Raw genomic sequence first — 12,779 nt, 5'->3', positions numbered from 1 at the left:
TGGCTCCGACTCCGCGCTACGTGTTTTGGTTGGGGTCTTAAACCCCTTGATTTACGATAAATCATTATATCAATGCTGCGATCAAAGGAATATTACACACAAAATTATACAAGCTTTATTATTAAATTTATGTGACAAAGTACAAAGTGTCACTGTATTCAAGTTTGATTATAATACTCATGTTTTATAGTTTACAGATAATAAGTAATAGTAATCCTCGTTAATTTTGAAAACCAGAGTAGTGCAGGCAAAAGGTCTGTTCCTACCAAATGATATCAAGAAGTTGGCACTACGTTTAATATCATGTTTGCTTACACATTATACCTGTAAGTTGGGTTGAAGAATTAAACCCAACTTTTTATCTTTGTTCATGTTAGGTTTCACCACTATTAAACTCAATATAAGTTGATAGATTTTATTATAATTAATCATCCAAACTTAATATCAAAACTATGGTTATAAAAATAGATATGTTTAAAAGTCAAAACCATCGAAATACAACAAAACTTTCGCATGTTCAAATCTAACCCAAATCGAAATGCACTACTAGCTCTGTTGTTGCTTGTGCCAGTTCCAAGCTTTGGCATTGTCACTCAAATGTATATTCTTCCTGGCTTCCAAGGACATTTAGTAGCTTTATTATCTAAAATCTGGTTGTTGGTACTACCCATTATTTGGTTGTTATTTGTCGATAAAGAGAATTTAAAATTTGAATATCCTAAAAGACGCGATTTATTGGCTGGAGTCGGATTAGGGCTATTAATGCTATGCATCATCTTGATTGTTTATTGGTTACTGGGCGCAAAATGGATAGATATTGAATATGTTCGCGATCGAGCAAAGCAAATTGGATTGAACAGTTTTTTAATTTACTTAGTAGGTTCAGTGTATTGGATATTTGTCAACTCTTTACTTGAAGAATTTGTCTGGCGTTGGTTTGTCTATCGTAAATGTGAAATGTTGGTATCGAGTCCTTTAGCTATAGTACTGTCTGCACTATTTTTTACGATTCATCATATTGTTGGTTTGGCAGCTTACTTTGACTGGCGTGCGACAACATTATGCTCATTAGGAGTGTTTCTAGCAGGCGCGGTTTGGTCATGGTGCTACTTAAATTATTGCTCAATTTGGCCTGGATACATCAGCCATATTTTTGCAGATATAGCAATTTTCCTAATTGGCTGGCAACTTATCTTTACTTAACAAAAACACAATTAATCTACAACAAACTAATTAATCAAAATCTTTCAAGATAATGTGTTTTTTTAAGTCGAAACTGATTATACCTTCTTCTTGTAATTTGCCGAACAATCGTGTAATTGTTACCCTAGTGGTACAGCAGGCGCTAGCAATATCTTCGTGAGTAAAGCGAACACTTAGGCGAGTTCCTTCTGGTACAGTTTCACCCACTTCTCGTTTCAAAAGTTGTAATAGATGGTGGAAGCGTTCTTGTACTCGCCGTCTTCCATAAATGGCTAAAAAAGATTCTGTTTGCTGTAACCGCTGATTAATTTTTGGTAGAAGTGTATGGCTAAGTGTTGGAGAAGCTGCTACCTCTACCGCGTAAATTGACACTAACTCAACATCAGCGAGGGCTGTTGCTTGGTAAATGTTTAAAGATGTCAAACTAGAACCAAAAACCATTCCTGCTGTTGCCAATCCTATCAGCATTTCTTCACCCGTTTCACAGTAGGTACTGAGTTTAACTAAACCCTGAGAAACATACCAGATTACTAATGGGTTGAGGGGAATAGTTTCTCCTTTAGCATATTTATGTATGGGGCGATTGTTGAAGATGTCACTGTCATCCTTGACTATTGCTGATTCTAAGTGCTGACGCTCGGTAATATTACGCAGTATCCAGCGCAGAGAGATTGCCTTACCCTGGTTATTACGAACAACTGCCACTGTCAAAGCTGCATCAAAGAAATCGCCATAACGTTGTTGAAAACGTACCAATAACTCTCTAACTCTGTCTGAGTGCGATAGCTGTATCAGTTCGTGACGAACTTGCTGACGTTCTTCTAAAGGGATAAAGTTAACTATTGGTTTTCCCACTAAAAAATGCTTTGATACATTCAACAACTTAGCTGCGGTGAGGTTAGCTTCTTGGATGATTCCTTCTGTATTAGTCACTAAATAGCCGTCTGGCGCCAACTCGAATAAATCTTGGTAATGGTAGCGTTCTGCTTCTAGCCAATTCCGTGTTTTTACTAGTTCATCGTTTTGCTGATAAAGTTCTTCCGCCGCTAACTGTACTATCTTTGAGGTGTTATAGAGTTCCTTAAAAGCTTCCGGCAACAAATCCGGGGAAATCCAAGGTAGTACACTAGCAGTTTGGTATAAATCTGCCAAACGCTTGTGCAATATTTCTGTGCGTTGGATAAATTTTTCTATGTTCACCTTAAATAACCGCTACTTGCTTGCAGAAGTTGAGCAAAAAATCTATTATGATTGTTGCAGCTAATTTGTAAACTACAATAAAGTCTCTGATTCGTAAGGGTTTCAGGAATTTGAGCCATAAAAGCGTTTATTTTCTCAAAGTCGTGCCCAGCAATGAATTGGATATGCTTAAGATTTTCGGCTCTTGCGTTGGTTTTATGGTACGGCATTAAAATCGCAGTTTTATAGCAAGTTTCAAAAATTTAAAATCAAGTCATAGCAAGGAACACAGGCTATGATTAGATTTTATTTATTATTCGATTCCATAAAATGAGCTGAAGAGCCAGATTTTCTTTACAAATCAGCTCTTAAACCCGCTTTTTCATTCCCTGATGAATGATTTAGTGCGAATGATGATTGTTTCCATTTTTACTAAGAGTAACTGATAAGAGTTTCCCCAACTTCCATCACAAGAATTATGCAACTACTACTAAAGACATATAATCTAAGTTAAGTTTGTTTGTGATTCTGAATACGTTGCCTATTAATTAAATTCACAACAAGATTCCTAACTTCTATAAAAGGATGTTTTAAAAGTATTATTGCTAATACTAATAGCTCAGAAATCTAACTCTTACTTATTTGTAGGGTTTAGTTATGATTTCCACTATCATTGCAACCTGCACATTAGGTATTTCTCCTTTAGCGCAGACCTTCCTAATGTCTTTAAATAAGTTGGGAATCTGAGCCTTTCCATTTCCAAATTCATTATGAAACTATCTGGTACGGGTAAGAGTAAAACTACTCAGAACAAGCAATAGTCGAACTACTATAGCAATCCGATTTGATTCGGAGAATTACTCATAGAGACTAGGGACTCTTTACTGGGGACTGGGAAGAAAGAATAAAGGTGTACTGAGTTTTTTTCACGCAATCAAATATGAGTCCTATATATTTAGAATTGCCTATACAAATATTAATAAGTTAAAAATATTTGTATAGGCAATCACATATCAACTTAATAATTATCCGCCTCTTTAGTTAGAGGATAAATGAAGTAGTAAGCTGGTGTAATTTAACAATGCGTAACAGCTAATCAACGCGCAAGTTATAAGGAGTGATGGGTGAGGTGTCAATGCTATAAAATCTCGTCACTCCTTTTTACTTAGATCAGTTTATTAGTTTAACGAATGCCATCATTATCAATGGCGCTGTAGCTGTCGCTGGGGAAAAGCCCTAACCAAGGGTCAGAACTAGGAGTTAAAAATAGTTGGGCGTATACTTGTTCATTGAGCGCTTCCACACTCCTTGTTTGCTTACCCTGCATAAACCATTGATGAATTTGGCTGTGCAGCATATATTCATTTCTGACTGTATCTAAAGCCATTGTGGCTTCAAATTTTTTCACTATTATCGGCAAATTATCTTCTTGAGTGTTGGCAGATTGAGACTTTTTAGCTCTGATTAGAGAAATGCTGTTTTGATCTAGCTTGATATCAGCAGCATAGAGTTGAGCGATTTGGTTCCAAACTTTCTCGTCAGTAATTTCAGCTAAGGCATTTTGATTCCGTTCAGCATCAGACTGGAGAGCAGTTAGCATTGGCGTTTCAACTCTCATTTTAGAAACTGCTAGAGAGCTTGCTATTTCTGCTGTAGGTGCTTGACTGGGATTGCTTGGAATTTCTACCAACTTAGGGGGAGACTGGATACCCAAGCGGGATAAATCTGCAACCCATTGGGCTTGGATAGAATTTAAGCGATCGCTGTGGTATTTTCTTAAATAAGACTCGCGATCGCTTGGTGTAAGTTTACTGTAATTTTTTACTGCTAATTCAGCTTGCTGTAGCTGACGCAAAAATGCTTTGGGACTATATAACCCCGGAATAGCATCGATTGGACGACCTGATGCATCCAATATATAATGAATGCTATTGCCTGTAATCGTTCGCTCCAACTTGCGTCCGTCGCCAAAATCAATAGTTACTTTGGGTACAGGCCGCACTGATTGCCAATGCAAAATAAAGCGGTCTTGAAGCAGTTTAGAAATTTCAACATTCGGATACAGCGCTACCCTGAAGAACCTACTATTAGCACAACTCAAATCTTGATCCAGCCTACCCAATAACCGCAGAGATAGAATGGGTTTACCACTGGTTCTAGCAGCAGCTTTGGCTTGTTCTATATCAGTATACCAGTACAAACCAGAGGCGTAACAGTCCCGTTGTTGACAAAGTTCATCTAAAGCTACCCGAAGTGCAGCAGAAGGTAGAACTGCTCCTGAAGAAGCGGTATTTAACGTATTAGCATGGGATTTAAGAAATACTTGTAACCCTCTTGGGCCCTGTTTCCGAAGTACAGAAACTTCCTGAGACAGCTTGGGTCTTTCAGCTACAGGAGTTTGAGCATCAGCTATCTGCAAAAAACCGAAGCTGACTAGGATGAGTGCGAAAGGATATTTGAAGGTTCTAAATTTCATATATTTTCAAAAAATTAACCAGACATAGCTGATTAGTTCTAAATGCGATTGTCGCTCTTAGGTAAATTTTGCTGGTTGCTTGGCTGTTTACCAGATTGAAATTGAGTATATATATAGGTTACTACTGCTAAAGTCAGCCCAATAGCCAACACCACCCCTACGATTCGCAATAAATTGGGAGTAATTTTCGTAGTTAGCTGCTCACTTAGCCTTGGTTGGTAAATAGTATCATCCGTTCGTGCTTGTGGTCTGCTTTGATTAGAAGCAGGTCGTGGCTGATACAATGTCACATCTGGTTGCACTGGTGGTCTACTTTGATTAGAAGCAGGTCGTGGTTGAAACAACGTTTTATCTGGTGGTACTTGTGGTCTGCCTTGATTAGAAGCAGGTCGTGGTTGAAACAACGTTTTGTCTGGTGGTACTTGTTGACCGCCTTGATTAGAAGCAGGTCGTGGTTGAAACAACGTTTTGTCTGGTGGTACTTGTTGACTACTTTGATTAGATGCTGGTCGTGGTTGATATAACGTCACATCAGGTTTGCTGGCGTTCGGATTATTCACAGGACTCTGTTGATTTTGCTCAGCTGGGTTAAATGGTCGGGGAACGGTTTCGTGATTTGAACCTTGGTTCTGTCCAGCCTGAATGGGAGGAACAGTTTGCTCAGATTGGTTTTGCTTAATCGGGTTAAATGGTCTGGGAACAGTTTCGTGATTTGAGCCTTGATTGGATGTAGATGGAGGACGCAAAATCGTGTCGTCGTTCGATTGTCTGGGAACAGTTTCGTGATTTGAACCTTGATTGGATGTAGATGGAGGACGCAAAATCGTGTCGTCGTTCGATTGTCTGGGAACAGTTTGGTGATTTGAGCTTTGATTGGATGCAGATGGAGGACGCACAATCGTGTCGTCTTGTCTGGGAACAGTTTCGTGATTTGAACCTTGATTAGAAGAAGGTTGCGATCGCCCAGTAATTTGTCCGGGTACACTAGTATTATCTGTGGCAAATTTTGCAGCAGCTTGTAAAGCTTGATTCAGTTCTTCTACCGTTGCAAATCGGTTAGCTGGGTTCTTTTGGAGGCATTTCATCACCACCGCTTCCAATTGTACGGGTAAATTCTCACACCCTGGTTGCGATCGCAGTGGTTTTGGTGGCTCATAAGCGTGAGCTAATACCCAAGAAGCCTCACTAACATGACTACCCTTAACGCTGATTCCAAAAGGGTCGGCTGCACTCAGCATTTCATAAAGGATAATCCCTAAACTGTAAATATCACCTCTAGCATCCAGGTTGCGATCGCTTTGGATTTGTTCAGGAGGTGCGTAACGAAATGTACCGATAAATGTACTAGTTATATTTGTAATATTGGTATTTTCTGAAGATTCACTACGAATTTTGGCAACACCAAAATCCAAAACCTTCACCCACTCTCCCAAATCTGTCGGCATCAAAAATATATTGTCTGGTTTCAGGTCGCGGTGAATTACCTGAATATGTTCACTGGTTTTGCCGCCATCCCGTTGGAGAGTCACTCCTTGATGGGCAAGCTGTAAACCCTGACAAACTTGCGCCATAATCTTTACCGTCCGCTCAACAGACAGCCGCTTTTGGCGCAGCAGTAATTGCCCAAGCGTTTGCCCCCGCAAATATTCCATTACATAAAATGGAAAACCTTCCGGGGTTACACCACAATCACTAATCTTAACAATGTGGTCGCTTTGCAAAGCAGCACAAACTGCCACCTCCCGCTCAAAACGCTTTCTCATTTCCAGCGATGCCACTAGCGTATCTTTGAGCAACTTCAACGCTACCTGCTGACCGACACGGGTATCTGTTGCCACGAAGACTTCTCCCATGCCACCCCCGCCTAAGCGTCTGTCTAAACGGTATCGCTGGTTATCACCTACGAAGCGACCATTCCAAGAATTTGAAGAAGGTGGGGATTTCATCTGGGGCAACCCATCCTAGTTACTTTCAGTGTTAACTTTATTCAGAGATAATACTAGTATTACAAATATGATTGCTTCATAACTTAGATGAATATTAGTAATATATGCTACTAGTAATTATCTAATTATACTCAGCTTAACATATTAGTAACTTAAGTAATGCAATAAATTTGATAAAATGTTTAAACTTAAGACCTTTAGCAGTTGAAATTTGTTCCTGATATTTAAGTTAGCGCAAGTTCTACGAGAATCGTTAGCTTCAGTAGTGCTAAGTGACTAAGAGAGTGAAACGGTAGAGCGTAAACTACGAACCTAGCAAGTCAAACTTGATAGACAAGTAATTGAATTTAACACTCTTCTTAAATTACACTGCTAATTTTGATATCATGTCCGCTAAATTACTTATGATATGTCATTGCGAGCGCAACCAAGTGGAGCGTTCGCGGAGCGTCTCGTAGAGAAGCAATCACAAAGTCTCTGCGATTGCTTCACTTCGTACCCTTCGGGAACGCCAAGGGCGAACGCAATTGACTTGTGTTTAACCGGACATGATAAGTAAGTCGGTGCAATAAAACCAAACTGCGTGAAGAAAAATAAATAAAGCTCAAACTCTTTCCCCCCTGCTCCCTGCCCCCTCTTCCCCCTATCCCCAGAGGGGGCCCCGAGTCCCCCTGCTTTATCCCAACAAGAATTATTTACACCTACCTACTTATGACTAGTGAATCAGGAGGCTAAGATGGAAAGCAACACCACAACATGGTGGATATATGCATTATTGTCAGCTGGCTTTGCAGCATTGACAACTATCTTTGCCAAAATTGGGATAGAAAATGTGAATGCTAATTTAGCAACAGCAATCCGAACTGTTGTCATCTTAGTAGTTGCTTGGGGGATTGTATTTTTTCAGGGAAACGTAGTTAATATCTTAGCTATATCCCAAAAAACCATGATTTTCTTATTATTATCTGGAGTATCTACAGGATTATCATGGATTTTTTACTTCCAAGCCTTACAAGCAGGAAAAGCTTCCCTTGTTGCACCAATTGATAAATCAAGCTTGGTATTAGTTTTATTGTTTTCAGTCATTTTTTTGGGAGAAACATTAAATTGGAAGATCATTTTAGGAACTGGGTTAGTAGTCGTAGGCACTTTAGTTTTAATTATTTAAAATCTTAATTAAGAGGATGTTTTACAAATTAAAACGTTCAAGTACATCAGGTAGCTTGAAGTGGAATTTTACTTACTTTTAAGAATGGAACTTTGACCAAAGGAAATTGGTAATTATTAATTGTTAATTGGCTAATTACGGGGTACAAGCCCCCGCCAAATCTTCGATTTGGTGGTCTTCAATTAGTGGCGGGTTTCAAGCCCCTACTAATTGTCTTAATTGCGAATTGCGTTAGCGCAGCGTTAGCGAGTCCGCGAGCGTCATTGCGAATTGCGAATTGGAGTTGACTATTGCTAAGTCTTTTGAATTGAGATAGTAGATGGATTGATGCCGTGCTGTCCTAATAGTTGACAATGCGCTTTTGTCTGCCATGCTGAAGTCTTTGCGACAACAGGACTTAAAGTTTTGCAAAATATATTCTATTAATGTACTCTGGCGTACATGATTAATATGTGCTATTGCCATGAGAAATCAGGATGAGTAATATGCTCTCTATAGCCGCAGTGACAGCAGTACTAAAAGTCTTGCTGGAAAATGGTTTAGTCAGCGATCCGATCGCTGCTAGTGTTGGCGATGTGATTGTAACTGCCCTACCGCCGGATCGAATTTCAGTTGAAGCTGACGAGCGTGCTCAAATCAACCTGTTTCTCTATCAAGTGACGCAGAATCGGAATGTCGATTGGGTATCTCAAGAATTTCGGAGCAGGCACTCACGGATTAATGGAAACCCGCGCTCTGCGACTCCACCACTAGCTCTTGATCTCCACTACTTACTAACAGCCTACGGAGCCAAGGATTTTCAGGCGGAGCTTTTACTAGGCTATGCAATGCATTTATTACACAAAACACCAGCTATCACATCTGATATTATTGAAAATACTTTGATAAATGCATCTACAACCAATACCTCAAGTGCTTTTTCGCAAGCTGTAGCAAGTGTGTCTGTATCCGATTTAGCTGAACAAATTGGGCAGATAAAACTGACTCCAGAGTTTTTTAATATGGAAGAAACTTCTAAGTTATGGTCTGCTTTACAAACACACTATCGACCTTCAGCTACCTATTTGGCATCAATGGTATTGATTGAGAGTAGCAATGACAAGTCTGAAGGTTTTTACAGAATGCCCTTGTCTCAACCGAATATAGAGCAAGTTATAGCTGCGGCAAAGACTGAACAAATGATTGTTGCAGGCACAACATTAGTAATTCGTGGTAAACAGTTACGCGGTGAAATCACACGAGTTCGTTTCGGTAATACAGAGACATTACTAGTACCTCAAGAAGTCAAAGAAACCCAAATCAGCTTGTTAGTCCCGCCAGATTTATATGCCAGCGTCCAGGGTGTCCAAATTGTACATCTAACAATGGGCAATGCAGGGCAAACAAATCATCTAGTTGAATCAAACGTTGCAGCTTTTGTTTTACATCCAACAATTACAGCATTTGTCGCTCAAGTAGAAAATAACGGTGACAATTTACGCACAGCAGAAATTATTGTTAAATTCCAGCCCAAAGTAGGTAAGGCACAGCGGGTAGTTTTGCTACTAAATGAGGTATCAAGTGAAAGTCCGGTAGCTTACTCTTTCTTGGCTGCACCACCGACTCAAGACACTGATGCGATCGCGATTCCGGTCAAAAACGTCAAGCCAGGTACTTATATTGTCCGGGTGCGGGTAGATGGGGCCGAAAGTCCACTGCAAAAGAATCAGTTTGGGGAATATGATTCACCACAGGTCACAATTTTATGAATGCTACGACAATTAATCACAATTGGGATGAGGCAAACTACCGCTATCTATCAGCAGCTCTAGCCGTGGTGCGGGGTATTTTAGAAAATCACACGGCAAAAGAGCAAAATCAACCGTTAGAAAACAACCAAGAGCATTTACAGCAGGCGTTACAGGAAGCCGCTGCTGCTATGCCTGCACCATCGGCATTGGAGAGAGTCTGCAAAATGTTTCGCCTCTCATCCTTTGAACGTGATTTGTTGCTGTTGTGTGCAGGTATGGAATTAAATGGAGATTTTGCCAAATTGTGTGCTATAGTTCATGACGATTCACAACGAGCTTACCCAACTTTGGGTTTAGCTTTGGCAGCTTTACCTAACGTCCACTGGGATGCGATCGCTCCAAATGCTCCCTTACGTCATTGGCGGTTAATTCAAATTGGTGATGGTCATTCCCTGACTCTCAGTCCCTTGAGAATTGACGAGCGAATTTTACATTATCTCACGGGGATTCAATATCTTGACGAACGGCTAGCTGGTATCATTGAGCCATTACCAGAGGTTAGCGATCTAGTACCCTCGCACCAAGATTTAGCAGAGCGAGTCGCAGCAGTTTGGTCGCCAGCTTACAAGGTTAATAGCTTACCAATTGTCCAGTTATCTACTGGTGAAACTGCCAGTAAACGTGCCATCGCGGCGACAATTTGTCAGCTTCAGGGTTTAAGTTTGTGGGTAATGTCTGCACAAGTCATTCCTTTAGCACCTGGCGAATTGGATAATCTCATCCGCCTGTGGACTCGTGAGACGATTTTAAGTAAGAGTGCCTTACTCATAGACTGCAACGAACTGGATACTAATGATACAGCGCGGTTGAATGCGATCGCTCGTTTCATCGAACGCACAAAGGGCTTTTTAATAGTCACGAGTCGAGAACGCATCGGCTTATCACAACGCCTAGTAGTTAATTTTGATGTACATCAACCAACTAGCAAAGAACAAAGTGCAGTTTGGCAAGATGCATTAGGGGCAAGTGCATCGCAAATGAACGGGCAAGTCAAAACCTTAGTGGATCAGTTTAACCTTAGTGCTGCAACCATTCGTGCTGCTTGTGCAGAAGCCGCAGGACAGCTAGCACAGACACCAGAAAGCGATATCACTAGCATTTTATGGGATGCCTGCCGCGTGCAAGCACGTCCGCGCTTAGATGAACTTGCCCAACGGATTGAGCCATCTGGTGATTGGGAGGACTTAGTATTGCCAGAAGCACAGAAACAAGCTCTCCGGGAAATTGCGGCTCACGTGCGTCAACGTAGTACTGTATATAACAATTGGGGCTTTGGGGCCAAGAGTGCGCGGGGATTGGGAATTAGCGCTCTATTTGCAGGTGCTAGCGGCACTGGTAAAACCTTGGGGGCAGAAATACTAGCCCATAGATTGCGCCTTGATCTGTATCGGATTGATCTATCATCGGTAGTCAGCAAATATATTGGCGAGACAGAGAAGAATTTGCGTCGGGTATTTGATGCCGCAGAACAAGGTGGGGTGATTTTGTTATTTGATGAAGCCGACGCTTTATTTGGTAAACGGAGTGAAGTTAAAGATGCCCGCGATCGCTATGCCAATATAGAAGTTAGTTATCTATTGCAACGGATGGAAAGTTACCCAGGTCTAGCAGTCTTGACTACCAACCTGAAGAGTGCAATTGATACAGCCTTCCTGCGGCGGATTCGCTTTGTGGTGCAGTTCCCCTTCCCCGATACTATGCAACGAGCCGAGATTTGGCGACGCGTCTTTCCAGCCGAAACTCCAACCGCAGATTTAGATGCTCTGCAACTAGCACGGCTCAATGTCGCTGGGGGGAATATCCGTAACATTGCTTTAAATGCAGCTTTTTTAGCTGCCGATGCCAAGGAACCAGTGCAGATGAAACACGTATTGCGGGCGGCTCAAACAGAATATAGTAAGTTAGAGAAACCCTTGACTGATGCGGAAGTTGGGGGATGGATGTGATTTTACAATTTTGATCTTAGTAGAAAATGGTGGTAGCTAGATAAATTGTAAAATTTGTGAGCGATGTTTAGGACGGGCTGTACCTACGCCAACTACCATAGCAAACAAATTTACACCAATTTGAGAAAAGAATGCGACAGATACACACGCCTAGACCTTTGTAATATCTGGCTTTCTTAATGCGTGAATTTTGAATGCGTGAATTTTGAATTGGTATTACTCTGGTAATTCACCAAATCTTTCCCGATAGCGAGCAAGCATGGACTCCATTTGGGCAAGTTGCTGCTCGGCTTGTTGACGCTGTTGCTGTTCTTGGTGTGCTACTTCTTCTGGCGTGGGTGTCAGTTGTCCATCGGGAGTGAAAAAGCGCAACTTCGATTGATAAACTCCCAAATATAACTGCAATTGCTGACTCCATAACCAACCTGCTTCATTTGCTTGCAGTTCTTGATAACGACCATCTAATAAATGAAATCCTTTAAATTCTAAACTTACCGGGTCAAACCAAAAATAATCAGGAGTCCGCCAAATATCTTGATAGATTTCCTTTTTCAACCCTCTATCAGTAGCAGATGTTTTGTCACAAAGAATCTCTACAATCACATTTGGATATTTGCCATCTTCTTCCCAAACCACCCAGCTTTTGCGTATTTTGCGTTGGGTATTTAAAACTACAAAGAAGTCGGGGCCTCGAAATTGCTCAGACTTGCGTTGACGCGGACTGTAATAAATCGTCATGTTACCGCAAGCGTAAAAATCTTGACGCTCTTGCCACAACCATTCCAAACACTGAATCAACAGCAGTATTTGCCGCAAGTGAAGTTCTGTTTCCAAAGGTGGTTCATCACTGTATAAATCACCAGGAGGAAATATAACATCTTCTGCTGTGTCTTCTAAAATTATTCCTAAATCTTGAGTAGAAGACATAATAATTTCTGTTTTGACAAGATAAATCTAAGTTAACCCAATTCATTCAGCTTCAAAAGCGATCGCTTCTCTACGAGAGGCTATTACCAAAGGCGAACGCCTCAATTTTTCATCCCAGCTTTCTACGATTATAAGTCTTGCTCA

8 protein-coding genes are annotated in these 12,779 nt (G+C 40.9%); 4 read left to right on the top strand and 4 right to left on the bottom strand.

Going from position 1 to position 12,779, the window contains the following annotated elements; translation table 11 throughout:
• Positions 1-513 precede the first annotated feature (513 nt).
• Entirely contained in the window at positions 514-1,203 is a 690-nt protein-coding gene (locus tag RMY63_RS15650; protein WP_322729574.1) for a CPBP family intramembrane glutamic endopeptidase, read from the top strand.
• A 30-nt stretch (positions 1,204-1,233) separates the two neighbouring features.
• Here RMY63_RS15650 and RMY63_RS15645 read toward each other — a convergent pair whose 3' ends face one another.
• The 3 genes from RMY63_RS15645 to RMY63_RS15635 form a co-directional block, all read right to left on the bottom strand.
• Positions 1,234-2,403, bottom strand: coding sequence for a PAS domain S-box protein (locus RMY63_RS15645; RefSeq protein WP_322729573.1), 1,170 nt, complete (start codon positions 2,401-2,403; stop codon positions 1,234-1,236).
• 1,162 nt (positions 2,404-3,565) lie between these two features.
• A complete protein-coding gene (locus RMY63_RS15640) occupies positions 3,566-4,858 on the bottom strand; it encodes a hypothetical protein (protein ID WP_322729572.1) in 1,293 nt (430 codons plus the stop codon).
• 38 nt (positions 4,859-4,896) lie between these two features.
• On the bottom strand, positions 4,897-6,804 hold the full coding sequence (locus RMY63_RS15635) for a serine/threonine protein kinase (RefSeq protein ID WP_322729571.1): 1,908 nt from the start codon (positions 6,802-6,804) through the stop codon (positions 4,897-4,899).
• A 736-nt stretch (positions 6,805-7,540) separates the two neighbouring features.
• On the opposite strand from RMY63_RS15635, the gene RMY63_RS15630 reads away from it, so the two are divergent.
• From RMY63_RS15630 to RMY63_RS15620, 3 genes are all read left to right on the top strand, one after another.
• Entirely contained in the window at positions 7,541-7,972 is a 432-nt protein-coding gene (locus RMY63_RS15630) for an EamA family transporter (protein ID WP_322729570.1), read from the top strand.
• Positions 7,973-8,448: 476 nt separating this feature from the next.
• Positions 8,449-9,720, top strand: a complete 1,272-nt coding sequence (locus tag RMY63_RS15625; protein WP_322729569.1) for a DUF4255 domain-containing protein — start codon at positions 8,449-8,451, stop codon at positions 9,718-9,720.
• Positions 9,717-11,708, top strand: coding sequence for an ATP-binding protein (locus RMY63_RS15620; RefSeq protein WP_322729568.1), 1,992 nt, complete (start codon positions 9,717-9,719; stop codon positions 11,706-11,708). Before RMY63_RS15625 ends, RMY63_RS15620 begins: the two co-directional genes overlap by 4 nt.
• Positions 11,709-11,924: 216 nt before the next feature.
• Here the strand turns inward: RMY63_RS15620 and RMY63_RS15615 are convergent, their stop codons facing one another.
• Entirely contained in the window at positions 11,925-12,635 is a 711-nt protein-coding gene (locus tag RMY63_RS15615) for a Uma2 family endonuclease (RefSeq protein WP_322729567.1), read from the bottom strand.
• Between the last annotated feature and the right edge of the window lie 144 nt (positions 12,636-12,779).

The sequence above is a fragment of the Nostoc sp. ChiQUE01b genome (assembly GCF_034531255.1).
GTDB lineage: Bacteria > Cyanobacteriota > Cyanobacteriia > Cyanobacteriales > Nostocaceae > Nostoc.
This window is presented reverse-complemented; position numbering and strand designations above follow the sequence as displayed.

Bases quoted from the DNA above. Each gene is read 5' to 3' on its own strand.
- RMY63_RS15650 (WP_322729574.1), top strand. From the start codon at position 514: ATGTTCAAATCTAACCCAAATCGAAATGCACTACTAGCTCTGTTGTTG.
- RMY63_RS15640 (WP_322729572.1), bottom strand. From the start codon at position 4,858: ATGAAATTTAGAACCTTCAAATATCCTTTCGCACTCATCCTAGTCAGC.
- RMY63_RS15635 (WP_322729571.1), bottom strand. From the start codon at position 6,804: ATGAAATCCCCACCTTCTTCAAATTCTTGGAATGGTCGCTTCGTAGGT.
- RMY63_RS15630 (WP_322729570.1), top strand. From the start codon at position 7,541: ATGGAAAGCAACACCACAACATGGTGGATATATGCATTATTGTCAGCT.
- RMY63_RS15625 (WP_322729569.1), top strand. From the start codon at position 8,449: ATGAGTAATATGCTCTCTATAGCCGCAGTGACAGCAGTACTAAAAGTC.
- RMY63_RS15620 (WP_322729568.1), top strand. From the start codon at position 9,717: ATGAATGCTACGACAATTAATCACAATTGGGATGAGGCAAACTACCGC.
- RMY63_RS15615 (WP_322729567.1), bottom strand. From the start codon at position 12,635: ATGTCTTCTACTCAAGATTTAGGAATAATTTTAGAAGACACAGCAGAA.